This window comes from Plantibacter lichenum, from assembly GCF_050587525.1.
Lineage (GTDB): Bacteria > Actinomycetota > Actinomycetes > Actinomycetales > Microbacteriaceae > Plantibacter.
In genome coordinates, this window is sequence record NZ_JBOBFT010000005.1 from 54743 (window position 1) to 79430 (window position 24688).

22 protein-coding genes are annotated in these 24688 nt (G+C 68.0%); 2 read left to right on the plus strand and 20 right to left on the minus strand.

The genetic code is table 11. The features are described 5' to 3' along the window. Positions 1–25: 25 nt before the first annotated feature. Together glpX and ACQ3HB_RS08430 are read right to left on the minus strand one after the other, a co-directional pair. The gene (glpX, locus tag ACQ3HB_RS08425; RefSeq protein WP_430919483.1) at positions 26–1024 is read right to left on the minus strand and encodes a class II fructose-bisphosphatase; all 999 of its coding nucleotides are present in this window, start codon (positions 1022–1024) and stop codon (positions 26–28) included. A gap of 44 nt (positions 1025–1068) precedes the next feature. Continuing rightward, on the minus strand, positions 1069–2157 hold the full coding sequence (locus tag ACQ3HB_RS08430) for a fructose-bisphosphatase class II family protein (protein ID WP_430919484.1): 1089 nt from the start codon (positions 2155–2157) through the stop codon (positions 1069–1071). Positions 2158–2300: 143 nt separating this feature from the next. Here ACQ3HB_RS08430 and fbaA point away from each other — a divergent pair, with 143 nt between their 5' ends. After that, positions 2301–3326 (plus strand): class II fructose-bisphosphate aldolase, encoded by a 1026-nt coding sequence (gene fbaA, locus ACQ3HB_RS08435; protein ID WP_430919485.1) that lies wholly within the window; start codon positions 2301–2303, stop codon positions 3324–3326. Positions 3327–3551: 225 nt separating this feature from the next. Here fbaA and aldh read toward each other — a convergent pair whose 3' ends face one another. The 16 genes from aldh to ACQ3HB_RS08515 form a co-directional block, all read right to left on the minus strand. After that, entirely contained in the window at positions 3552–4928 is a 1377-nt protein-coding gene (gene aldh, locus ACQ3HB_RS08440) for an aldehyde dehydrogenase AldH (protein ID WP_430919486.1), read from the minus strand. 2 nt (positions 4929–4930) lie between these two features. After that, positions 4931–5974, minus strand: a complete 1044-nt coding sequence (locus ACQ3HB_RS08445) for an N-acetylglucosamine kinase (RefSeq protein WP_430919487.1) — start codon at positions 5972–5974, stop codon at positions 4931–4933. After that, entirely contained in the window at positions 5971–7002 is a 1032-nt protein-coding gene (locus tag ACQ3HB_RS08450) for an SIS domain-containing protein (protein ID WP_430919488.1), read from the minus strand. The genes ACQ3HB_RS08445 and ACQ3HB_RS08450 overlap by 4 nt, the downstream gene beginning before the upstream one ends. A 57-nt stretch (positions 7003–7059) precedes the next feature. Beyond that, positions 7060–8178: a Gfo/Idh/MocA family protein gene (locus ACQ3HB_RS08455; RefSeq protein WP_430919767.1), complete on the minus strand. Its 1119-nt coding sequence runs from the start codon at positions 8176–8178 to the stop codon at positions 7060–7062. Positions 8179–8258: 80 nt separating this feature from the next. After that, positions 8259–9035, minus strand: coding sequence for a sugar phosphate isomerase/epimerase family protein (locus tag ACQ3HB_RS08460; protein WP_430919489.1), 777 nt, complete (start codon positions 9033–9035; stop codon positions 8259–8261). 143 nt (positions 9036–9178) lie between these two features. Then, on the minus strand, positions 9179–9970 hold the full coding sequence (locus ACQ3HB_RS08465; RefSeq protein WP_430919490.1) for a GntR family transcriptional regulator: 792 nt from the start codon (positions 9968–9970) through the stop codon (positions 9179–9181). Then, on the minus strand, positions 9967–11007 hold the full coding sequence (locus ACQ3HB_RS08470) for a Gfo/Idh/MocA family protein (RefSeq protein WP_430919491.1): 1041 nt from the start codon (positions 11005–11007) through the stop codon (positions 9967–9969). Before ACQ3HB_RS08470 ends, ACQ3HB_RS08465 begins: the two co-directional genes overlap by 4 nt. 196 nt (positions 11008–11203) lie before the next feature. Continuing rightward, the gene (locus ACQ3HB_RS08475; RefSeq protein WP_430919492.1) at positions 11204–12184 is read right to left on the minus strand and encodes an NAD-dependent epimerase/dehydratase family protein; all 981 of its coding nucleotides are present in this window, start codon (positions 12182–12184) and stop codon (positions 11204–11206) included. Further along, the gene (locus ACQ3HB_RS08480; protein ID WP_430919493.1) at positions 12181–13002 is read right to left on the minus strand and encodes a sugar phosphate isomerase/epimerase family protein; all 822 of its coding nucleotides are present in this window, start codon (positions 13000–13002) and stop codon (positions 12181–12183) included. The genes ACQ3HB_RS08475 and ACQ3HB_RS08480 overlap by 4 nt, the downstream gene beginning before the upstream one ends. Beyond that, a complete protein-coding gene (locus ACQ3HB_RS08485) occupies positions 12999–13664 on the minus strand; it encodes a ThuA domain-containing protein (RefSeq protein WP_430919494.1) in 666 nt (221 codons plus the stop codon). The genes ACQ3HB_RS08480 and ACQ3HB_RS08485 overlap by 4 nt, the downstream gene beginning before the upstream one ends. Before the next feature lie 86 nt (positions 13665–13750). After that, positions 13751–15406, minus strand: a complete 1656-nt coding sequence (locus ACQ3HB_RS08490) for an ABC transporter substrate-binding protein (protein ID WP_430919495.1) — start codon at positions 15404–15406, stop codon at positions 13751–13753. Between the two features lie 107 nt (positions 15407–15513). Then, positions 15514–16695 (minus strand): ABC transporter ATP-binding protein, encoded by a 1182-nt coding sequence (locus ACQ3HB_RS08495; RefSeq protein ID WP_430919496.1) that lies wholly within the window; start codon positions 16693–16695, stop codon positions 15514–15516. Beyond that, positions 16692–18761, minus strand: coding sequence for a dipeptide/oligopeptide/nickel ABC transporter permease/ATP-binding protein (locus ACQ3HB_RS08500; RefSeq protein WP_430919497.1), 2070 nt, complete (start codon positions 18759–18761; stop codon positions 16692–16694). Before ACQ3HB_RS08500 ends, ACQ3HB_RS08495 begins: the two co-directional genes overlap by 4 nt. Further along, positions 18762–19739, minus strand: coding sequence for an ABC transporter permease (locus ACQ3HB_RS08505; protein WP_430919498.1), 978 nt, complete (start codon positions 19737–19739; stop codon positions 18762–18764). It lies immediately after the preceding gene. A 70-nt stretch (positions 19740–19809) separates the two neighbouring features. Further along, positions 19810–20544, minus strand: coding sequence for a ThuA domain-containing protein (locus ACQ3HB_RS08510; protein ID WP_430919500.1), 735 nt, complete (start codon positions 20542–20544; stop codon positions 19810–19812). Next, positions 20544–21623 (minus strand): Gfo/Idh/MocA family protein, encoded by a 1080-nt coding sequence (locus tag ACQ3HB_RS08515; RefSeq protein WP_430919501.1) that lies wholly within the window; start codon positions 21621–21623, stop codon positions 20544–20546. The genes ACQ3HB_RS08510 and ACQ3HB_RS08515 overlap by 1 nt, the downstream gene beginning before the upstream one ends. 319 nt (positions 21624–21942) lie before the next feature. Here ACQ3HB_RS08515 and ACQ3HB_RS08520 point away from each other — a divergent pair, with 319 nt between their 5' ends. Next, positions 21943–22887 carry a zinc-dependent alcohol dehydrogenase gene (locus ACQ3HB_RS08520; RefSeq protein WP_430919502.1) on the plus strand — a complete coding sequence of 315 codons (945 nt, stop codon included), beginning with the start codon at positions 21943–21945 and terminating at the stop codon, positions 22885–22887. A gap of 8 nt (positions 22888–22895) precedes the next feature. Here the strand turns inward: ACQ3HB_RS08520 and ACQ3HB_RS08525 are convergent, their stop codons facing one another. Both ACQ3HB_RS08525 and ACQ3HB_RS08530 read right to left on the minus strand, forming a co-directional pair. Next, positions 22896–23519 carry a DUF6264 family protein gene (locus ACQ3HB_RS08525; RefSeq protein WP_430919503.1) on the minus strand — a complete coding sequence of 208 codons (624 nt, stop codon included), beginning with the start codon at positions 23517–23519 and terminating at the stop codon, positions 22896–22898. Next, positions 23516–24550, minus strand: coding sequence for a 4-hydroxy-3-methylbut-2-enyl diphosphate reductase (locus tag ACQ3HB_RS08530; RefSeq protein WP_430919768.1), 1035 nt, complete (start codon positions 24548–24550; stop codon positions 23516–23518). Before ACQ3HB_RS08530 ends, ACQ3HB_RS08525 begins: the two co-directional genes overlap by 4 nt. Positions 24551–24688 lie beyond the last annotated feature (138 nt).

Below are 24688 nucleotides of genomic sequence, written 5' to 3' on the forward strand. Positions count from 1 at the left end.
ACTCTGCGCGCGGGGATCGATCAGATCAGATCCACTTCTCGGCGAGGTGGTCGGCCACAACACGACGGATGGTGCCGGAACGCGACCGGAGCACGAGGCTCTCGGTCCGGATGATCGGTCCCTTGTGCTGCACGCCGTCGACGAGTTCGCCGTGGGTGACACCTGTCGCGACGAAGTACGTGTTGTCGCCGCGCACGAGGTCGTTGGCGCCGAGGACGCGGTCCACATCGTGTCCGGCGGCGACCGCGCGAGCGCGCTCGTCATCGTCCTTCGGCATGAGCCGCCCCTGGATGAATCCGCCGAGCGCCTTCACGGCACAGGCCGTGATGATGCCCTCCGGGGTGCCGCCGACGCCGACGCACATGTCGATGCGCGAGTCGTAGCGGGCCGCGTTGATGCCACCGGCCACGTCGCCGTCGAGGAGGAGCCTCGTGCCCGCACCGGCTTCGCGGATCTCTTCGATGAGCTGCGCGTGACGGGGCCGATCGAGGACCGCCACCCGCATGTCCTCCGGACGCTGGCCCTTGGCCTTGGCGAGTTCGCGGATGTTATCGCCGATCGACTGGGTGATGTCGACGACGCCGATGCCCATGGGACCGGTCACGATCTTGTCCATGTAGAACACGGCGGACGGATCGAACATGCTGCCGCGGTCGGAGACGGCGATGACCGAGAGTGCGTTCTGGCGGCCGGCGGCGGTGAGGCTCGTGCCGTCGATGGGGTCGACGGCGATGTCGCACGCGGGGCCGCGGCCGTTGCCGACGTGTTCCCCGTTGAAGAGCATGGGCGCTTCGTCCTTCTCGCCCTCGCCGATGACGACGACGCCCTCGAAGTTGACGGTGCCGAGGAAGGCACGCATCGCGTCGACGGCCGCACCGTCTGCGGCGTTCTTGTCACCTCGGCCGATGAACGGAGCCGCCCGGATGGCCGCGGCCTCCGTGGCTCGCACCAGTTCCATCGCGAGGTTGCGGTCTGGCTGCAGGTAGTGGGAGCCGGTCTCTGGCTGGGTCACATGATCCTCCATGGATCGCGCGCCGCATCGTTCACGACGCTGGGTGGGGTGGGCCTTCAGCCTAGCGAACCGGCCGACGGCGCTGGCGGGACGATCGCATTCCGTGACACGACCGGGACCTCGCGGGGGCCCACGATGACCGAATCGACGAGGACTGCACGCCCCGCATCGGCGTTCCTGACGGAATCGTCACGATGCTGCGCACGGTCGAAGGCAGGGTCGGGGGCAGCGTTGGAATCAGCGTCGGGACGGGCGTCCGGAGCGGAGTCCACCCGTGCGCCGAGGAGCGTGACCGTGGGCGAGAGCCGGGTGTCGGTGACGGCGCTCAGGATGAGCCACGCATCGTCGCTGCACAGTTTCCCGAGCTCCAGGAGCTCAGCGGTGTCGAAGCCGGCGGCCTCCACCCGAAGGCCCTCCGCGCGCGACTGCGGTGCGAGCCGCCCCTGCATGTGACCGCCGAACGCACGAACCGCAGCAGCCGTCAACACGCCTTCGGGCGCGCCACCGATCCCGATGAGCAGGTCGATGTCGCCATCGATCGATGCCGCGCGGAGCGACAGCGCGACGTCGCCGTCCGCGAAGAGCATCACCCGAGCACCCGCTGCCGCGGCTGCGTTCGCGTAGCCGGTGTTCCGCGGGCGGTCCTGCACGGCGACGGTCAGCTCCGCGACGGGCCTGCCGGTCCCTGCAGCGAGGAGGTCGAGGGTCTCCGACAGGGGTGCATCGAGCGATGCACCAATTCCAGCCGCCGAGGTGACGAGCTTCTCCATGTAGTACGCCGGGCCGATGTCGTAGAGCGCGCCGCGCGGAGCGATCGCGATGACCGCGACGGAGTCGGGCCGTCCCGTCGCGGCGAGCTTGGTCCCGTCCACGGGGTCGACCGCGAGATCGATCTGCATTCCGCCGCCGGTGCCGAACCGCTCACCGATGAACAGCATCGGCGCTTCGTCCTTCTCGCCCTCCCCCACGACCACGAGGCCGTCGACGTCGAGGTCGTCGAGCCAGTGGCGGAGCGCTTCGACCGCTGCGCCGTCGATCGCCATGCCGTCACCCGACCCGACGAGGGGTGCCGCTGCGGCGGCGGCGTGTTCGGTGGCGCGGCGGAACCCCGCGAGGAGCGCTTCGGACGGGAGTTCGGCAGCCATGCACCCATCGTGCCGCATTCCAGGCGGTCGCCTCGACGCCGACCCCGGCGCCCACACGTCACCCCCATCGCTCGACTTTTCCCTCCGCACAGCCCGACTCGTTAGACTTTCAACGAAATCGACCCCAGTGCCAAGGAGAAGTCATGCCCGTCGCAACACCGGAACAGTACGCAGAGATGCTCGACAAGGCGAAGTCGAACGGATTCGCCTACCCGGCATTCAACGTCTCGAGCTCGCAGACCATCAACGCCGTCCTGCAGGGGCTCACGGAGGCCGGTTCCGACGGCATCATCCAGGTCACCACGGGTGGCGCCGACTACTTCGCCGGCCACACGGTCAAGAACCGCGCGGCGGGAGCCATCGCCTTCGCGAAGTTCGCCACCGAGGTCGCCAAGAACTACCCGGTCACGGTCGCGCTCCACACCGACCACTGCCCGAAGAACGCGCTCGACGGCTTCGTCCTGCCGCTCATCGCCGCTTCAGAGGAAGAGGTCAAGGCCGGTCGCAACCCGATCTTCCAGTCGCACATGTGGGACGGTTCGGCAGTGCCCCTGACCGAGAACCTCGAGGTCGCGCAGGACATCATCAAGCGCACGAAGGCGATCAACGCGATCCTCGAGGTCGAGATCGGCGTCGTCGGCGGCGAAGAGGACGGTGTCAGCCACGACATCAACGAGCACCTGTACACGACGCTCGATGACGCGATCGCAACGGTCGAAGCCCTCGGCCTCGGAGAGAACGGCCGCTACATGGCCGCGCTCACCTTCGGCAACGTGCACGGCGTCTACAAGCCGGGCAACGTCGTCCTGAAGCCCGAGCTCCTCAAGGAGATCCAGGACGGCCTCGCCGCGAAGTACGGTCACGGCCCGAAGCCGCTCGACCTCGTCTTCCACGGCGGCTCCGGTTCGACCGACGCCGAGATCGCCGAGGCGGTCGCGAACGGTGTCATCAAGATGAACATCGACACGGACACGCAGTACGCGTTCAGCCGTTCGGTCGCCGACACGGTCCTCCGCAACTACGACGGGTTCCTGAAGGTCGACGGCGAGGTCGGCAACAAGAAGGTCTACGACCCGCGCTCGTGGGGCAAGATCGCCGAGACGGCCATGGCCGCTCGTGTGGTGCAGTCCGCGCAGCAGCTCGGTTCCTACGGCACGAGCGCTTCCTAAGCAGGCGGCTGGGCGCCGCGCACGCTCGCGGCGCCCAGCACGAACGACGGCGGGGCCGGTGATCACTCACCGGCCCCGCCGTCGTTCGTCTGCCGCCCTGCCGCCCTACTCCCCGCCGCAGTCCCCGCCTCAGTCTTCAAACCTCCGTATTCGTGCAAGGCGGCCGTTTTCGAGGGCACTTCCTGCACGAAAACGGAGGTCTGGGGTGGCTTGGGGGTCGCGCGACTACTTGCGCCAGACCGTCTTGATGTTCGTGAACTCGCGGATGCCGAGGGCTGACAGCTCGCGACCGTATCCGGACTGCTTGATGCCGCCGAAGGGCAGTTGCGGGAACGATGCCGTGAGGCCGTTCACGAAGACGCCACCGGCTTCGATCCCGTCCTGGAACCGGTCGGCCTCTGCGTCATCGTTCGTCCAGACACTCGAGCTCAGGCCGAACTCTGAGTCGTTCGCACGAGCGATCGCGTCCTCGACGCCGTCGACGCGGAAGATGGTCGCGACAGGACCGAAGCACTCCTCGCGGAAGATCCGCATCTCCGGGGTCACGTCGGCGAGCACGGTCGCCGGGTAGAACCAGCCGGGCCCGTCGGGGAGCACCCCTCCGGCGAGGAGCGTCGCCCCCTTGGACACTGCGTCCTCGACGAGCTCATGGGCGTCCACCCGGCCCTGCTCCGTCGCGAGAGGACCGAAGTCGGTCTCGGTTCCGAACGGGTCGCCGGGGCGCTGGGCGGCCATGCCGGCGACGAACCGGTCGGCGAAGTCGTCGTACACGTCCGTGTGGACGTAGTAGCGCTTTGCCGCGATGCAGCTCTGCCCGCTGTTCTGGACGCGCGCGTTGACACCGGCGGTCGCTGCTGCGGCGACGTCGGCCGACGGCATGACGACGAACACGTCGGTTCCGCCGAGTTCGAGGACCGACTTCTTGATGTTCTTGCCCGCCGCGGCCGCGACCGATGCGCCGGCCCCGACCGAGCCGGTCAGGGTCACGGCGCGGATGCGCGGGTCGTCGAGGAGCGGCGACACGCGGCCGCCCTCGATGAGGAGCGTCTGGAACGCCTCCTTCGGGAAGCCGCCGCGTGCGAACAGTTCACCGAGGTAGAGCGCGCACTGCGGGACGCTCGACGCGTGCTTGAGGAGCCCGGTGTTCCCGGCCATGAGCGCGGGGGCCGCGAACCGGATGACCTGCCAGAACGGGTAGTTCCAGGGCATCACGGCGAGGACGGTCCCGAGCGGCTGGTAGCGGATGCCGACCAAGCTCGCGCCGACGTCGCCCGGCTCGACGGGGTGCTCGTCGGCGAGGTACTCCGCAGCATGGTCCGCGTACCAGCGCATGCCGCGTGCGGACTTCGACACCTCGTACTTGGCCGTGTCGAGCGTCTTGCCCATCTCGGTCGATGCGAGCGCGGCGACCGTCTCCAGCTCGGCGTCGAGCAGATCGGCGGCGGCACGCATCCACTCGGCGCGCTGCTCGAAGGTCGTCGTCGCGAGGACGGCGTTGGCGGCGAAGGTGCCGGCGACGATCGTCTCGACCTCCGCGTCGGTGTGCGGTGTGAACTCGCGCTCCACCTGTCCGGTGGTCGGGTTGATGGTTGCGATTGCCATGCTCAAACTCCTTCGTTCTCGATGTGTTCGGGTGAGAGGTGTGCCGGTGAGGTGTGCTCCTGCGTGGCCCGTCCTGCCGGGACCGGGTCGCGTGACTCGTGGCGGCGCCGGGCCAGCAGTACGCCGCCCGCCACGGGATCGTCTTCGAGGAGCCGGAGGCCGTATCCCGGATGCCGTTCCGCGAGACGTGCGCGGACGGCATCGGCCAGTCGCGGTTGATTGACGATGACGCTCCCCGCCGCGACGACATCGGTCCCGACGGCCCCGCGGTTGACGAGCTGTCCGATGATGCGGACGAGGTCGTGCCCGGCCGCTTCGATCACGGATCTGGCGAGTTGCGAGCCCGCGTCCGCCGCCGCGTAGACGACTGGGCCGTGTGGCGCCCAGTGCTCGAGGCGCGGATCGTCGTTCACGGCACGGGCGAGCGCTGGAGCATTGGGCACGCCGAACGCGGCGAGCAGCGCGCCGAGCAGTCCGTCGTCCGGAGCGCCGTCGTCAACCGCCGTGAGCGCCGCCTTCGTCGCTTCGCGGACGAGTGCTGCTGAACCGCCGTCGTCGCCGAGGACCCAGCCCCAGCCGCCCGCGAAGAGTGGATGCCCTGCATCATCGAGCCCGACGGCGATCGATCCGGTCCCTGCGATGACACCGATGCCGTCAGTCAGGCCGCTCGCCGGGACGAGGAGCGCTCCATCGTTGACGACGACCGCGTCCACGCCCTTGTCGGCGAACGCGTGCTCGATCTCCTCGCAGAGATCCGGAGTGTCGCAGCCCTGTGCGCCGATGCCGACCGCGATGACGTCGGCACCCTCCGGGAGCGCTCGTTCGAGTCGAGCGAGCAGCCAGTCGGCGGCCGCTTCAGCGGGCTCGGCGCTCCAGTCCTCTGCGGCGAACTGGACATCGGCCAGGCGGGTGCCATCGGCTGCTTCGACGCGGACGGCGAGTTTCGTGCCGCCAGCGTCCATGCCGACGAACACGCCGCGCGATTCGTCAGCGAGCGCGCCGCGCGATCCACCTCCGAGCCCGGCGAGCGATCCGGCCCCGCTCATGAGGCGGACCCGCTCGGCTCGGCTTCGACGACCTTCGTGTCGGAGTTGTGGAACACGAACTCCTCGATGTCGACGCCGCGGAGCGCGGCGACCTCGCCCACGAGGATCTGCATCGCGAGCGCTTCGATGATCGCCCGGCGCGAGGCGCCGAGTTTCGGCAGCCGCACGATGTGCAGGTGCTCGGTGGGTGTGACGTCCTCGTTCGAGAACAGCACGACCTGATGCCCTGCCTCGGACAGCGTCCTCGCGACTTCGAGTTCCCGCTCGTCGCCGAAGAGGACGTGGACGCCGTCGCCTGCGGATTCCATCGACCCGTGCAGGTACTGGCGTGTGCTCATGGCGGTCGAGTGGATGCGGGCCACCTCACGAAACAGGAGTGCGCCCGCCTCGGCGGACCCGACGGCTGGACCGGTGCCGACGAAGTCGACGGAGGGGGTGTCGACGAAGAGCTTCGCGACCTCGGCGAGCGGGGCGGCGAGATCCTGCTCCGCCTGCCGGAAGTCGAGGTGGAGCTGCTCCCACTCCGGGTCGAGCGCTCCGCCGTTCCAGGCTTCGGCGATCATGCCGAGGGCGACGACCGTGGCCGTGTAGCCGATCGTCGACGCGTAACTGTCCGGGATCGTGCCGAGCGTGATGGTGCGCTCCACGAGTTCGGCAAGGGGCGACGGTACGTTGTTGACGACCGCGTACCGGCGCGACTCCTCGACGGAGCGGAGCACGGCGATCGTCTCCGAGCTCCGGCCGCTCTGGGAGATCCCGATGATGGGGTTGTCGGCGGCGGGGAACGGCAGCGGGAGGTCCCCTGCTCCGAGGCGCCACGAATGGATCTCGCGGCTTCGGAGGGCCCACACGGGGGCGCACGCTGCGGCGAGGCTCGCGCCGATGCCGACGAAGATCGGGCCGGGGCCGGTCAGTTCGCCGGCAGCCTGGCGTCGCAGCACCTGCTCCGAGATCGTGGCGACCGCGGTCTGCAGCCGGTCGGCCTGTGCCGCTCTCGCGGTCTCGTAGGCGATGTAGTCACCGTGCATGGTGGTTCCGTTCCGTGTTGGTACGTGGTCGGTGGTGCGGTGCGCTCAGTCGAGTCGTCATGACGCGGCCTCGTGTTCGGCGTTGGCGGAGAGGGTCGGCTCGGCCGGATCCCAGTCGGCCTCGACGGCGCTCACCGGTCGGACCTCGCTCCGCACCCGCACGGGCCAGCCGGAGGCGATCGACTCCTCGACCGAGAGCATCGCGTCGAGCACGTGGTACGCGAGCGTCCCATCGGCACGCGGCGCACGGCCGGCCCGGATGGCGCGCGCCATCTCAAGGACGCCGACTCCGCGTTCCCGGTGCGCACCCGGCGGATCGTGGCGTTCCCATGCGTTGTCGGCGACGCCGTTCGCGATGATCCGGCTGGGCCCGTCGAATCCGCTCACCGGCACGTCGAGCGTGCCGAGTGAACCGGTGATCTCGAAGAGTTGGCGGCGGACGGGCGAGTCGAAGCTGTACACGGACGTGCCGACGACACCACTGCGGAATCGGGTCAGGACGCTCACATGGGTCGACACCTCGACGGGGAACGTCGTGCCGGCATCAGGGCCGGATCCGATGACCCGCTCGGTGCGCGCACGGTGGCCGACGGCCTGGACGCTCTCGATGGAGCCGAGGAGTTGGACGAGCGTCGCGAAGTAGTACGGGCCGATGTCGAAGAGCGGTCCCGCCCCGCGAGCGAAGAGGAACTGCGGCCGGGGGTGCCAGCTGTCGGGGCCGGGGCCCTGCATGAGGGTGAGGACGGTCTGCGCGTCGCCGATGCTGCCGTCGGCGAGCAGCCGGTGCGCGTGCTGGACGGCCTCCCCGAGCACGGTGTCCGGGGCGTTGCCGAGGACGACCCCGGCGGCGGCGGCCGCATCGAGCACTGCTTTCGCGGACTCGCGATCGAGAGCGAACGGCTTCTCACCCCACACGTGCTTGCCGGCGGCGATCGCGTCGAGCGCGACCTGCGCGTGCACGGCGGGGATCGTGAGGTTGACGACGAGTTCGATGTCGTCGAGGGCGAGGAGCGCTTCAGGCGTCCCGGAGAACGGGACGCCGTACCGCGCCGCCTGCGCGGCGGCCCGTTCGAGGTCGAGGTCGGCGACGCCGAGCACCCGGACGTCCGGGTAGGACGTCAGGCTCCGGAGGTACTCGTCCGAGATGTTGCCGGCGCCGATGATGCCGACGCCCATGGGGCCGGTCCCGGACCGTCTGATCGGCGAAGCGCCCGGGGCATCCGCAGCGCCCGAAGCGCCCGAGGTACGCGGAGCCGTCATACGTTCACCTGCTCGAGGAAGAAGCGCGCGTTCCGTTCGAGGAGCGGGAAGACGTCTCCGTCGTCGACGACGACCTCGACGACCGGCATCTCGACGAAGCTCGTGGAGAGCTGCACGATCTGCGCGAGGCGGCCCGTGATGTCCACGCCCTGGATCGGCGGGTCGTCGGCGACCGGCGGTTCGTTCGTGACGTGCAGGAATCGCACCCGGTCGGCGAGGCGAGGCAGCAGCTCGAACACATCCGCTCCCCCGGTCGCCGCCCAGTACGTGTCGACCTCGAGAATCACGGCCGGGTCCAGCAGGGCCACGAGCCGTTCGTAGGCGGAAACGCCGTCGATGTGCTGGGCGAACTCGAAATCATGGTTGTGATAGCCGACTCGCAGGCCATGCGACGCCGCCCGCGCGGAAGCTCGGTTCACGGCATCGGCGAGCCGTTCGACCCCGTCGAGGTCGGCGATGGAGGTCGGCTCGACCCAGGGGACGATGAGTGTGGAGATGCCGAGGGCGCCCGCGGCGGCGAAGACCGCATCCGCCGTGTCGTCGGTGATGCGTGCGTGAGCGGCGGTCGCCTGCAGTCCCGCGGAGCGCATCGCCCGCCCGAGGGCATCGGTGTAGCCGAGGATGTCGTACGGCTCGACGTGCGTGAAGCCGAAGCCGGCGAGGCGTTCGAGGGTGCGCGCGAGCGTCTCGTACTCGGCGCCTTCGCGATGGCCCTTCCCCAGATCGTCGCGGACGCTGTAGAGCTGAACGCCGAGCGGATGGGTCGTAGTCATGATGCGATCTCCCTGTTCCCCTCTGCGATCCCGTGCGAGGCGGCGTCACAAGGACGCACACCAGACAGAACCACAGCATACCAAATACTGTCCACTAGATGCACTGCGTGCTGTACCGAAGAATCCACCGATCGATCCGGCATTCAGTCCACCCCGAACGTCGTGAGCGCTCCGGGACCCGAGCCGGCCCGCGCGAAGAACGTCCGCAGTCGGTACCGGTCCCCCGCGTACTGGATGGTCGACGAGAGGATCGCCCTCCCGCCGCGATCCCGCACGATCTGATGCATCACGAGCACGGGCCGGTTCGGGGCGACGCCCAGGAGGCCCGCGACCTCCTCATCGGCTTCGCGCGCTTCGATCGTGGAGCCGGCATCGATCAGATCGAGCCCTGCATCGGCGAGCGTGTCGTAGAGGGATGCCGTAGTGAAGTCCACCTGTCCGAGTGATGGGGCGAGGTGCGCCGGGACGATCGAGCGGTCGATCGCGATCGGCACGCCGTCGAGGTTGCGGACGCGCGCGAGCTGGAAGACCGAGGTGCCCGGCGCGACGCCCAGACGCTCTGCTTCGTCGAGGGTCGCCATGGCGGGCTCGCAGCGGAGGACGACGGAACTCGCCACGAGGCCCATGCGCTGCGCCGTCTCCGAGAAGGACTCCAGACTGTTCGGCCACTCCTTGCGATCGTCGCCCGCGACGTACCAGCCGCGGCCGTGCGAGGACTTCAGGACGCCCTCCTCCACGAGCCTGAGGAGCGCCTTCCGGAGGGTGACCCGACTGATGTCGAGGCTCAGGCACAGCTCCCGCTCCGGCGGGAGGCGCATGCCCGGCTTGAGCGCACCGTCGAGGATCCTGGCGCGTACGGCATCGGCCGCCTGCGACCAGAGCGGCGCGATGCTGTCCACCCTGATGGGTGTTCTGACGACGTCTGCAGCGGTCATGCCGGGAGCTGCACCGTCTCCCAGACGCCCGACTTCATCGACGCGTAGCAGGCGTCCAGGATGCAGTTGACGATGTGGCCGTCGTCGAAGGTCTCGATCGGCGGAACGCCCTTCGCGAAGCAGTCCACGAAGTGGCGCATCTCCTGGCTGAAACCGTAGGCGCGGGCCTCCTCCGGCACGGGGTAGACCCATCCGGTGTCCGCGTCGGCCTTCTCCACGAGGTAGCCGGCGGGGTTCTCGATGAATCCCCACACAGGCGTGTTCGAGGTGTCGGTGACGATGCGACCGGCCGTGCCGACGAGCTCGTGGCGGAGCTGCATGCCGCCCTTCTCGATCCAGGACGACTCGATCTGCGCGAGCTGCCCGTCTGCGAACTTGAGCAGGGCGATGGCCGTGTCCTCACCGGTGGTCTTGTCGCCGTGCACCATGGTCGCTCCCCACGCGAAGACCTCGGTGACGGGGTTGTCCTTGCCGAAGAAGTGCCTCGCGGACTCGACCGTGTGGCAGCCCATGTCGAGGAGCGCGCCGCCGCCGGCCGTCTCCGCGTCCCAGAAGTGCGGCGCGTGCGGACCGGAGTGCGCCTCGCGGGCGCGCATCGTGAGCACCTCACCGATCGCGCCGGCCGCCACCATCTGATGGGCCTTGGCGATGTTGGGTGAGAACACCGAACTCTCGGCGTACCCGTGCCAGACGCCGTGCTCCCGCACGATACGGACGATCTCGGCGGCCTCCGCACCGGTGCGGGCCAGCGGCTTCGTGCAGACGATGCCCTTGCCCGCTTCGGCAGCGATCCTCACGGCCTCCACGTGCGCCTCGTTGGGCAGTGCGATCACAACGAGGTCGACGTCCGGATCGGCGCACAGCTCAGCGATGTCCGTGTACTGCTTCGCGATGGGCCCCCACTTCTCGGCGAAGGAGTCGGCACGGTCGGCGTCGCGTGAGTAGTTCGCGACGATCTCCGCGTTCCGCACGTCCTGCAGCGCATCGGCATAGGTGTCGCTGATGAAGCCAGAGCCGAGCAGTCCTACACGAATCACAGTTCCTCCTCGTCGTCGACCGCCTCCCGTGGCGGTCGATCCTGGATCGATGCTAGCAAATTGGTACGTAGTGGTCTATGCAAATGCGTATCTAGTTGAACAATTCCGATACCACTGCGAACCTCTGTTCGGGTCGGTTCGGAACCGACGATGGAAGCGGGTGACGGCGACCATGCACCCGCCGCCACCCGCGGCTTCAGGGCGCCGCGATCAACCGATCGAACGCAGCGGACAATTCGTCACTCACACCGCGATGACCCTCGTGGGCGTCGTGGTACTCGATGACCTCCCGGGCTCCGGCGGAGAACGAGACCTGCGGAGCGAAGTCGGGGACAAGGGCCCGCAGCTTCGTCGTGTCGAACAGCATCGAGTGCCGGAAATCATGTTCGAGGACATCGCCCCACCCGGGGACCTCGTGAGCGATCGTCTCGCTCGAGCGGTGAACGAGCCGAGGGTCGTGCACCCCCGCGGCGGCGGCGAGCGTGAGGTGGATCTGGTCCCAGGTGAGGATGTCGGCGCTCACGACGTTGACGGACTCCCCCACGGCGTGCTGATTGCCGAGGAGCGGCACGAACGCCCGCGCGAAGTCGCTCGAGTGCGTCAGGCTCCAGAGCGAGGTGCCGTCGCCGTGCACGATGACGCCGTCGCCGCGCCGCATCCGTTCGATCGCCGTCCACCCGGACAGCAGCGGGACGGTGGTCCGGTCGTAGGTGTGGAACGGGCGGACGATCGTGACGGGGAAACCGTGCTCGCGGTACTCGCGCTCGAGGACGTCCTCGCACTCGATCTTCTCCTTGGCGTAGGTGAAGACCGGCTGCCGTCTGGGGCTCGACTCCGTGATCGGCAGCTGCGGGACGGGGCGGCCGAAGACCGAGCACGTGCTGATGAACACGTACTGACCGGTCCGTCCCTGGAACAGCTCGCGCTGGCCGTCGAGGTCCTTTGGCGAGAAGCCGACCCAGTTCACGACCGCGTCGTACTCCTCGCCGTCGATCGCTCCGCGGAGGCTGTCCGGATCACGGACATCGGCTCGCACCTGGCGCACGCCTGCCGCTTGCTCACGCTTCGGTTCCGATCTCGTGACGATCGTCAGATCGATGCCGCGGCGAACCGCTTCCGTCGCTGCGGCGGTGCCGATCATGCCGGCCCCACCCAGGAAGAGGACTCGTGTGCTCATGCGTTCGCTCCGTTCAGTGGCACGCCGCCGCGGGACAGGCCGCGTCCGACGAGGTGCCGATAGCTGCGTTCGAGGGCCTCGAACGTGTCGATGTGGAGGCGTTCCAGTTCCACGATGTGCCAGTCGATGGCGGTGCCGGCATCGAGGACGACGTCCCAGTCGATGGCGCCATCGCCGATCGGCACCATCGTGTCGTCCTCGTAGCTCACCGCCGGGCCGTCCTTGATGTGGACGAGACGGACTCGGTGCCTGAGGTCGTGGAGCAGCTCCGGGAGCTCGGCGCCGCCCATCCTCGCCCAGTACAGGTCGAGTTCGAGGACGACGTCCGGGTGCAATCGGTCGAGGAGGACGTCGTAGGCGACGCGTCCGTCGATCCGATTCCGGAACTCCGCGAAGTGATTGTGGTAGCCGATGCGCATCCCGCGCGCACCTGCCCGCTCGGCCGCTTCGTTCACCCGTTCGACGCCGCGCGCGATCGTCTCCGCGGTGGCGAACTCTTCGCGCTCCATGCTCCAGACGAGTGTCGTCGCCCCGAGTTCGGCGTACTCGTCGAGGATCAGATCGGCGTCGAGCCCCGCAGGGAAGGGTGCGTGCGAGCTCGTGAGCGCGAGGCCGACGGTGTCGAGCGCGGATCGAACGGCTCGCGCTCCGAAGCGTTCGACGATCCCGTAGGTCTCGATCCCGAGGTAGCCGATGTCGGCGACGCGCGCGAGGGTTCCGGGGAGGTCGGCTGTGGCCTGATCCAGCACCGTGTACGCCATGACGGCGATGCGCGGCGCTCCATCCACCGCAGCGGCGTCGCTCAGCGGATCCGTCACTGCGCAGCCCAGACGAGCGCCTGGCGCACGAGGGTCCGGAACGACGGTTCGCCCCACGCCCGCATGTCGTGGCCGAGCGCCAGGTAGACGACCCGACCCTCCCCGACCTCCCGCGTGTACAGGACGGGGATGATCTCGCCGTCGGCACGGCGCCGCTCGGCGAGGATCGTGTGGTCGTCGCTCGCGAACTCGAACTCGTAGTACTCGTCGAAGAGCTCGAAGTCGGTCACGCCGGCGGTGATGGGGTGCTCCGCGACGATCTCGATCAGGTGGCGGCCCTCGTGGTGGTCCGGCCCGTGCGAGAGGTAGCGGTTGCCGAGCAGTTCGTACAGCGGCCGGTCGGCCGGATCGAGCCCGTCGCCCTCCCATCCGAGGACGTCGGTGGCGTGGAGCGCGACGACACCCTTGCCCGCGCGCACCGCTTCCGCGAGCGCCTCCTGCTGGTGGGTGGGGAAGGATCCCCCTGCGGTGTAGAAGAGGTAGACGTCGGCCTCGGCGGTCTCAGGCCTCGGGTCGACGAAGCGGTTGGTCCCGGCGGCACGACGGGTGGCGAAGCCGGCTTCGACGCCGAGCTGCTGGAAGACGAGGGAGGCGCTCAGGAGGTCGTGGTGGATGTCGTCGCCGTTGACGATGACCATCGCGCGGGGTGCATTGCCTGACATGGGGGTCCGTTCTGTGCTGCGCTGCTGGTGGGGACCGGTGCGGGCCCTGATCGCTCAGGACCCGCACCGGGTGGTGCAGGTGTTCGTTACTTCTTCGCCGTCGGCTTGAGGTTGACGGCGACGACGGCGTTCGGGTTCGGAGCGAAGTAGGGGTCGCTCTCGTCCGGGAAGCCGGTCGCCTTCTCCGTGCTCCAGTCGCCGTAGTAGCCCCAGTAGAAGAGCGTGATGACCGGGAGGTTGTCGATCCAGATCCCCTGCAGCTCGGCGAGGATCGTGTTGCGCTCCTCGTCGGTCGTCGCGTGGGGGTACTCGTTGAACAGCTCCTTGGCGCGGTCGTTCTGGAACCGCTCGATGTTCTGGAACGTCGGAGTGTCCTCGCCGGTGGGGTGGTAGAAGTTCGGGTTCATCATGTTGTTGTAGAACGAGAACACTCGCGGCGCGGAGTCGACCGGGTAGCCGATCGTCGCCTCGAAGTCGCCGGACGAGGTCATCTTGTTGATGTCCGTCACCGCGACGCCGTCGATGTCGACCTTGATGCCGATGTCCTTCAGCTGTGAGACGAGCACCTGGGCCGGAGCCGCGATGTCGGTGTAGGCGGAGGGGAAGCTGATGGCGAACTCCACCTGCTTGCCGTCCTTCTCGTAGTAGCCGTCCGAGTTCTTCGTGTAACCGGCGTCCTCGAGGGTCTTGATCGCGGCTGCCTTGTCCTGCGTGAAGTCGAGTCCCTTGTACTGCGGGGCGATCGCGTCCTCGAAGGACGGCATCGGCAGACCGATCTGGCTCGTGGCCGGGTGCGAGTTGCGCGATGCTGCGAGCTGTTCACGGTCGACGCCGAGGCTGATGGCCTTCCGCACGGCGAGGTCGCTCAGCGGGAACTTCTCGAGGTTGGGGATGAGCCCGTCCATGCCGACGTCGGGCGCCCAGTAGTGGAAGTTGGGGTTCTTGTCGAGGTAGGTCTCCTTGACGTTGGCGATGTACGTGCCCGCCCAGTCGATCTGCCCCTGCACGAGGGCGTTCGCCTGTGCCTGGTTGTCCTTGTACGCGATGAAGCGGAGGCCGTCGATCGCGGGCTTGCCCGGCTGCCAGTAGTCCTTGTTCTTCGTCAGCAGGTAGCTCTGCGGGGAGAACGTGGACAGCTCGAATGCGCCGGTTCCGACCGGCTCCTTGTCTTCGAAGGAGGTCGGGTCCTTGACCTTGCTCCACAGGTGCTCGGAGACGATGGGCACGGACACGATCGTGGTGAAGTCGACTTCAGACGGCTTCGTGAACGTCATCGTCACGGTGTCGGGGTCGGTCGCGGTGATCGTGTCGAAGTCGACGCCCGTCAGGTTCAGTGCGGGGAACTTCTTGAGGAGTTCGTAGGTGAAGACGACGTCGTCTGCCGTGAACTTCTCGCCGTCGGACCACTTCACGCCGTCCTGGAGCGAGATGGTGAAGGTCTCGTTGTTGTTCGACCACTCGGTCGATTTCGCCAGCCACGGGAGGTCGTCGCCGACCTTGACGTAGTTGATCTGGACGAGGGGTTCGTAGATCATGCCCTTGGATCCGAGTCCGAGGGCGGTGTCGGGCAGGAAGGGGTTGAAGACCTGTGTGAGGTTGTCGGCCTGTCCGCCGACGTTCAGGATGACGCCGTCGGCGCTGTCCCCTGAGCCTGCTGAGCAGGCGGCGAGGCCGGCGACGAGCCCGACGGCGACGGCGAGGCCGGTGACCCGTCTGGTTCGTGCTGAGGTGAGTCGTGCCATGGTGGATGTTCTCCTCTGACGTGTGATGTCGTATGTGTGGTGAGCGGTTCTGACGGATGGTGCGCGTAATGCGCGTGATGCGGTGGTGCAGAACGTGACGGCGGCGGTTATCGCTCGTCGTCGGAAGCTGTGGAGTCCCCCTCTCCGGACGGTGCATGGGCTGTTCCGGTGCGTCGGACGGGACCCAGGGTGTTGGGCCTCCGGCTGACGCTGGCTCGTTCGGCTTCGCGTGCTTCGCGTCGGCCGGTGGCTTCCTCGTCGTCGGCGTAGACCCAGCAGCGGGTCCAGTGGCCGTTCTCGAGGTCGAAGACGGGCGGGCGCTCTTCCGTGCAGCGCTCCATCGCGAGCGGGCAGCGCGGGTGGAACCGGCAGCCGCTCGGCGGGTTGATGAGGCTCGGCGGCTGTCCGATGTCGCGGATGCGCGGATCCTCCGGCGCGCGGGACGGGTCGGGGGCCGAGTCGATGAGGAGCTGCGTGTACGGGTGCGCCGCGCGCTGGGTGACGTCCTCGGACGGGCCGCCTTCGATGAGCTCTCCCGCGTACATGACGGCCGTGTCGCTCGCGAAGTACCGTGCCGATGCGATGTCGTGCGTCACGTAGAGGAGCGCGACGTCGCGTTCCACGGTCAGCTTCTTGAGGAGGTTGAGGATGCCGAGGCGGATCGAGACGTCGAGGCTCGAGACGGGTTCGTCGGCGAGGAAGACGTCCGGGCTCGCGGCGAGCGCCCTCGCGATCGAGGAGCGCTGCAGCTGACCGCCGGAGAGTTCGTGCGGGTACTTCTCCGAGTACTGCGTCGACGGCACGAGGTTCACCTGGGTGAGCAGTTCGTCGATGAGCGCGTCCTGCGCCGGCCCCTTCGCTTTCGGGTGGTGGATCGCGGTCGCCCGCTGCAGGTGCCGTTTGATCGTGATGACCGGGTTGAAGGAGCCGAACGGGTCCTGCAGGATGAGCTGCACGCGGCTGACGTACTGGCGGAACGCCCTGCCCCGTGTCGCGACGACACGTTTCCCGGCGAGCCGGATCTCCCCGCTCGTGAGCGGATAGAGCTGGGCGAGGAGGCGGGCGAGCGTCGACTTGCCGGACCCGGACTCCCCCACGAGCGCCGTGATGTGTCCGCGGTAGAGGGAGATCGTGACGTCGTCGACGGCGTGGACGACCTTCCCGCCCTTCCGGGAGAACATCGATCCGCGCGCCGGGAAGTGCTTCGTGACCCCGATCGCTTCGAGGACGGGCTCGCGGGCCGCGCGTTCGTCCGCTCCGCTTCGCCGCTGCATCGTGGTGTCGGTCATCGTGGCGTCTCCCCTGCCCCGACGAGCGCCGCCGGTTCGGATTCGGATTCGTAGAGCAGGCAGGCGGCCTGCGGTTGTTGTTGTTCGGTGAAGCCGGAGAGGGTGAAGAGCGGTGGGACGACCGCCGTGCACGAGTCGAAGGCGAGGGGGCAGCGCGGGTTGAAGGCGCAACCGCCCGGCAGCTTCCGGAGGTCGGGCGGTGCTCCCGGGATGCCGGTGAGTTCGCGCTTGTCCCCCGTGAGCGTCGGGAACGAGGCGAGCAGTCCCTGGCTGTACGGATGCCGGGGTCGGCGGTAGAAGTCGTCGGCCGCAGCGATCTCCACGATCCGGCCGGCGTACATGACGGCGATCGTGTCGGACAGCTCGATGAGCAGCGACAGGTCGTGGGTGATGAAGATGACCGAGAAGCCGAGACGGTCCTTGAGCTCCATGATCTTCTCGACGATCTGCCGCTGGATGACCACGTCGAGCGCGGTGGTCGGCTCGTCCATCACGATGATCTCCGGGTCGAGCGCGAGCCCGATGGCAATCATCGCCCGCTGCCGCATGCCTCCGGACAGTTCGTGCGGGAATGCCCCGACGCGGTCCGCCTGGATGCCGACGAGCGAGAGGAGCTCCGCGATGCGTGCGCGTCGCTCGGCCGTGCCCATGTCCGGACGGTGGGCGCGGATGGCGTCGTCGATCTGCGTGCCGATCGTGAGGATCGGGTTGAGCGCGTGCATCGCAGATTGGAAGACGATGGACAGCTCCTCCCAGCGGAAGTCGCGCAGCTCCTCCTCAGACAGGCTCAGGATGTCCACCTTCGAGCCGTCGGAGTTCGTGTAGATCATCTCGCCGCCGGAGATCTCGGCCGGTGGCTTATGGAGCCGCGTGATGGCGTAGGCGAGCGTCGACTTGCCGGATCCGGACTCTCCCGCGATCCCGAGGACCTCGCCGCGACGGAGCGTCAGGGACACGTCGTTGACCGCCGGGGTCCGTTGCTCGCCGTTGACGTAGTCGACGCGCAGGTGGTTGATCTCGAGGATCGTGTCGTTGCTCGTCGCCGTGAACGCGACGGGCTCGCTGCGGGCCTGACGACCGGCGCCGGAGACGCGCTTCGGCCCCGTCGGCTTGCGCTTGCGCTTGAGACGGTCGCGCTGCGACTTCTTGGTGCCGATGCCGGCCTGGCGGAGCCGCGGGTTGATGAACTCGTCGATGCCGAAGTTGATGAGCGAGAGGCCGGTGCCGAGGATCGCGATCGCGAGACCCGCCGGGACGAACCACCACCAGGCGCCGACGAGGAGCGCACTGCTCACCTGTGCCCAGTAGAGGATGGTGCCCCACGACCATTCGGTCACGTCGGTCAGCCCGAGGAACGCGAGGCTCGCCTGGGTGAGGATCGCGCCCGTCACCGTTCCGAGGAAGGAGGCGGCGATGATGGCGAGCTGGTTCGGGAGGATGTCGCGGAGGATGATCTTGAACGTCGTCTCACCCGTCGCTCGCGCCGCTTCGACGAAGTCCCGCTTCCGGAGGGAGAGCGTCTGCGCCCTGAGCACGCGCGCGCCCCAGGCCCATCCGGTGATCGCGATGACGAGGATGATGCCGAGCGATCCCGACTTCGGGAGGTACGCGGCCAGGATGACGGTGAGCGGCAGACCGGGGAGCACGAGGAAGACGTTCGCGAGGAGCGAGAGCGCTTCGTCGGCGAAGCCGCCCAGATATCCGGCCGTGAGCCCCACCAGGACCGACACGATCGTCGCGACGACGGCTGCGCCGAAGCCGACGAACACGGAGACCTGCGCTCCGTAGAGCATCTGGGAGAGGACGTCCTGCCCCGTCTGGGTCGTCCCCAGCCAGTGCGCGGCCGACGGGCCCTGGAGCGCGTCGTAGCTGACGGCCGACGGGTCGTACGGCGCGAGGAACGGCCCGAAGATCGCGAGGAGGCAGAAGAAGCCCACGATCACGAACCCGACGAGGGATTTCCGGGACTTCAGCCCGCGGAGCCAGCCGAAGCGGTTCTTGATCCCCGTGGTCGAAACGGTCTGGACCGCCTCGACCTCGGCGATCGTCGCTGCATTCATGGCCATCTAGCTCTCCTGCCTGGTGCGTGGGTCGAGGAACACGTAGGCGATGTCCGCCAGCATGTTCGCGACGAGGACGGTGATCGTGATCGCGAGGAAGATCGCCTGCATGAGCGGATAGTCCTGCGCTGTCGCCGCTCTGAAGAGGACGGACCCGATGCCCGGGTAGTTGAAGACGATCTCGGTGACGATCGAGCCGCCGACGACGAAACCGAGCGACATCGCGAAGCTCGAGAACGACGGCAGCATGGCGTTGCGGGCCGCGTAGGTGAACATCACCCGGCGCTTCGAGAGGCCCTTCGCCTCGGCGAGGCGCACGTAGTCCTCGCTGAGCGTCGTCACCATCATGTTGCGCATGCCGATGAGCCAGCCGCCGATCGAGGCGACGACGATCGTGAACGCGGGGAGGATCGCGTAGTAGACGGCGCTGCTGATGAAGCCCCAGTTGAACCCGACGGTCTCGGAGAGCGAGTAGCCGCCGGAGAGCGGGAACCATTTGAGCACGATCGCGAAGAACAGCACGATGATGATCGCGAACCAGAAGTACGGGATCGAGGAGATGAACGTCGTGATCGGGATGAGCGAGTCGAGCCAGGTTCCCCGCTTCCAGCCCACGATCATGCCGAGCGTCGTTCCGATCAGGAAGCCGAGGATCGTGCACAGCGTGATGAGGACGAGGGTCCAGCCGATGCTCGACCCCACCACATCGGCGACGGGCGTCGGGTAGTAGGCGTAGGAGATGCCGAGGTTGCCGCTGAAGGTGTTCCGCCAGAAGTCGAGGTACTGGTCCCACAGGGACGTGTCCTTCTGGCCGAACAGCACTCGCAGCGCTTCGATGGCCTCGGGGCTCAGCTTGCCTCGGAACTTCTGGATGAGGCTCTCGACGGGATCCCCCGGCATGATGCGCGGGAGGAGGAAGTTGAGGCTGATCGCCGCCCACGCGGTGACGATGTAGAAGAGCCCGCGTCTCAGCAGGATGCGCATCGGCCGGTCCTCTCGTGGTGTCGTTCGCCGGAGGTCGCTCTCGCGCCTCCGACCGGTTGGTGGGTCGTCGTCATTCGGAGTCGTCCTTCCGGCCTGCCCAGCTGATGGCGCGCGCGAGGAGCCGTCTGACCGACGGGTCGTCCCACACGCGCATGTCGTGTCCGAGCTGCACGTAGCAGACCCGTCCAGCACCCGACTCCCGCACGTGGACGAGCGGTTCTGTGCCGAGGCCGTCACCGTCTCCCGTCTCACGCCACGCGATGACGTCCGGCCGAGGAACGGAGCCGGCGAGCTCGAGTGCGTAGTGTTCGTGGCCGATCTCGAACGGGTCGATGCCTGCCGTGATCGGGTGGTCCGGATCGAGGTGCACCGTGAATCGGCTCTCGTGCGGCTGCGGGCCGTGGGAGGCGTACCGGCTGCCGATGAGGCCGAACGCGGTCCGGTACTCCTCCGCCACCGCACCGTCCTCGGTCTGGCCGAAGACGTTCGAGGCGTGGATCGCGACGAGGCCGGTGCCCCCGCGGACGAGCTCGTCGAGGCCTTCCTGTTGTTCCGCCGTGAACTCGCCCATCGCCGTGTAGAGGACGACGACGCGTTGGGTCGGCCGGGCGATGGAGTTCGCGGCGAAACGGGCCATGCCCATGCCGACGCTCGCGACGAAGCCGGTCTCGATCGCGATCTCCTGCAGTTCGAGCGAGGCGGAGAAGAGATCCTCGTAGACGTCGTCGCCCGTGATCACGATGAGCGCGCCGTCCACGGACGGCGTCGTCCGGGTCGCTGCTGCAGGCCCTGTCCCGATCGCCATCAGTAGGTCGCCCGCTGTTCGCCGACGGGCTGCCAGAAGCCTCGTTCGAGCCCGTCCAGCAGTGCGTTGTCCGTTGCGGTGAGCGGCAGGTGGACACGACTCCTGGAGCGACTGCTCTCGTAGCTCGCGAAGATCAGTTCGGCGCCGGCGAGGCCGCGACGGCTCGACAGGGCGGGTTCGGTCCCCTGCTCGAGCGATTCGACGAGGTCGGCGATGGCTGCCGCCGTGCACGCGATGATCGCCGGATCGACGCCGCGGTCCCACGTCGTGAAATCGGTTTCAAAGGGTGTGTCGAAAACGATCCCGGTGTCGGCGAAGCGGTCCACCCGGCACGATTCCCCCCGCGAGACGAGCCGTCCACGAGTTCCCTGGACGATGAGCCCGAGCTCGTTCTCCAGGTTGAGCACGGGCGTCTGCGGCTCCCGTCCCGTGGCGACGATCGCCTGTACGCCGGACTCCCACTTCACCTGCGTGAGCGAGGAGGTCTCGGCGAACGCGCCGTAGACGAATCGGTTCACGGTCACGTCGACCTGCGCCATGACCCAGGCGGGCGGAGCGTCGCCCAGGTAGAAGAGGATGAGGTCGAGGATGTGGGTGCCCCAGTCGGGCAGGTTCGGGCAGTAGCCCTCGATGCTCACGATGTCGCCGATCGCTCCCGCGTCCAGCTGCTCCTTCGCGAAACGGTGGACGGGCTCGAACCGACGCTGGAGGTTGAAGGTCAGCTGCACACCGGCGCGGGTGCAGCGGTCGTGCATCTCGAGCGCGTCGGCATAGGAGAGGGCGATGGGTTTCTCGCAGTGGATCGCCCGCACACCGTTCGCGATCGCCGCCTCGACGATCGCGAGGTGACTCGCGGGCGGCGTACAGATGCTGAGCAGCTCCGGGCGCTCTGCCTCGAGGAGCGTCAGGGCGTCATCGTAGATCCGCGGCACGTCGAGCTCCGAGGCGAGCGCTGCGGCGGCTTCGCGCACTGGATCGGCGACGGCGGCGAGAGTCACACCGGGAACGCTCCGATAGCCGAGCGCATGCACTCGTCCTTGCGAGCCCGCCGCGATGACGGCTGCCGTGGTCGAAACCATGGTGCTTCTCCTTTGAGCAGTGCGAGTCTTACCTGGATGTAAACCAACTAGATACCACTTGACGCCAGTGTAAGACGGTCGCTTCGTGCACAGCAAGCAAATTTCGGAACGAAATCTGATGTTCACACCCAGAACCCGCTGTCACACACCGGAAATCCCGCGCTACCGCGGGACATAGAGCGCTTGACGAACAAAAGATGTACGCCCAAAGGAAAAGCCACTATGTACCACAGAGGGACCAACGAGGTACGCTGTCGCCATCGATCAGCACCACCATCGATCAACACCACCACCCCGCTCACCCCGTCAGGAGTCCTCCGTGCGCATCAGCCGAGTCACCGGTCCCCGCCGTTCCGAAATCGTCGAACTGCCCGACCCGGTGCCCGGCGTCGCCCAGGTGCTCGTCGACGTCCTCGCGAGCGGCGTGTGCACCTCCGACATCAGCCCGTGGCTCGGGCAGGGCACACCGGAAGAGCCCATCTCCCTCGGCCACGAGATCGTCGGCCGTGTCATCGGCGCGGGGAACCACGCGGGACGCTGGAGGGTCGGCGATGTCGTCACGGGTCTCGGCGACCGCGGATTCGCGACCCGCGCCGTGATGGACGCCAACGCGATCCTTCCGGTGCCTGCCGGCATCGCTCCGGAACACGCGATCGGCGAGCCCATCGCCGACCTCTACGAAGCGCTCTCCCGAACGAGCGCCAGGGCCGGCAGCCGGATCGCCGTCGTCGGCCTCGGCTTCATGGGGCTCGGCCTCGTCCAGCTCGCGAAGGTCCTCGCCCCCGCCGCACTCATCGGCGTCGATCCGCGCCCCGCGGCACGGGAGCGGGCGCTCGCCCTCGGCGCATCGGCCGCGTACCACCCCGACGAGCTGCCTGCGGAACTGACTCAGGCGCCCACGACGGGTCCGGAGGGGCGCATCGACGTCGTCCTCGAAGCGGCCGGCGCGACGAGCGCCCTCGGGGTGGCGTCATCGCTCGTCCGGCCCTTCGGCGAAGTGTGCGTCGTCGGCTACCACCACACGGGCGACGCGATGATGGACATGGAGCTCTGGTACAAGGCCGCGACCGTCATCAACGGCTTCTGCCCCGACCGCACGAGGCTCGTCGAAGCGATGTCCGGCGCGATCGACCTCATCGCATCACGCCGGTTCAGCTACGAGCCGCTCATCACGCACCGCTTCGGCCTCGACGGCGTCGATTCGGCCTACGAACTGATGACGGCGCGCGACGCGTCCTACGTGAAGGGCGTCGTCATCCCCTGATCGTGCGCCTAGCGACCGGCCATGGTCTGGAAGTACGCCGCGACCGCCGGGTCGGCGAGCATCGCGATCATGAGGCAGCCGAGCACCACGATGTTGGCGACGACACCCGCGACGAGCGGGATCCAGAACGTGGTGCGTCCGGCACGCAACGACTTGGTCGACAACCACAGGGTGACGATCCAGAGGACCACCTGCGCCATGAGCGCGATGATGCCGAGCATCTGTGCGAGTGCGTCCGAGGAGTAGCCGGTGATGCCGAGCTGCACGAACGCGGGGCGGAGGGCGCCGGGCAGGTCCACGAGCATCGGCAGGGTGATGACGATGTTGAAGATGCCGATGCCGAGGAGCACGAACGTCGCCGTGCGGTCGCCAGAAGCGGGTCCTCTGCCCGCCGCGGGAACGGCCGGGTCGAGGTTCACGGGGTGCGCGGGGCCGGTCGGCGCCGGCGCTCGTTCAGGTGCGCGTTCCGGAACGGCGTCGTGCGTCCGATGATCCGTCAGCGGGACGACGGGGGCGACGCCCAGTTCCTCTGCGCGCTGGTGATCGATGGGTTCGCGGATCGACGCCCGCTGTTCCTCGGGCGTTGCGTACTCACCGAACTGCGGACGTGCTGGGCGGGTGGAGTCGGTCATGATCGGTTCCGGCCGCCGAGCGCCCGGTCGTCCTGCTTCCCTTTGAGGTCTTTGCGAAGCTCCTTCGGCAGCGAGAACACGAGGTCCTCCTCCGCCGTCTTGACCTCGTGAACGGTGCCGTACCCGGCGCCTGCGAGGTCGTCGAGCACCTCTTGCACGAGCACCTCAGGCACGGAGGCCCCGCTCGTGACGCCGACGGTCGCGACGCCGTCCAGCCATTCCTGCTTGACCTCGCTCGCGTAGTCGACCCGGTAGGCGGCCTTGGCGCCGTACTCGAGGGCGACCTCGACGAGGCGGACCGAGTTCGAGGAGTTCGCCGAACCGACCACGATCACGAGATCGGCGTCCTGAGCGACCTTCTTGATGGCCACCTGACGGTTCTGGGTGGCGTAGCAGATGTCGTCGCTCGGCGGATCCTGGAGCTTCGGGAACCGTTCGCGCAGTCGGCGGACCGTCTCCATCGTCTCGTCGACGGACAGCGTCGTCTGCGACAGCCAGACGACCTTCTCGGGGTCCTTGACCTCGAGCGTTGCGACGGCGTCCGGGCTGTTCACGATCGTGACGTGCTCGGGGGCCTCGCCAGCGGTTCCCTCGACCTCTTCGTGACCTTCGTGGCCGATGAGGAGGATCTCGAAGTCGTCGCGGGCGAAGCGCACGGCTTCGCGGTGGACTTTGGTGACGAGCGGGCAAGTCGCGTCGATGGCCTGGAGTCCGCGGTCCGCGGCGGCGTTGACCACGGCCGGCGAGACGCCGTGCGCGCTGAACACGATGTGGGCGCCGGTCGGCACCTCGTCGACCTCGTCGACGAAGATCGCGCCCTGGGCTTCCAGCTCGCTCACGACGTGGATGTTGTGCACGATCTGCTTCCGCACGTACACGGGGGCGCCGTAGTGCTCGATGGCCTTCTCGACGGCGATGACGGCGCGGTCGACGCCGGCGCAGTAGCCGCGCGGGGCGGCGAGCAGCACCCGTTTCTCACCCGCCACGGGGTTGTTGGCCAGTCGACCGACGACCCGGCGGAGGCGGGGCATCCCGAGTCCGACGGCGGTGGCTTCACGCAGATCTGTCACACCTTGATTCTACGCGGCTGGTACCGACTCACTCCCTCCGGGCTCCCAGACTCGGGATCCGTCGCCCCGGGTCCATGGCTCCGGAGCTGTGGAGAGCCT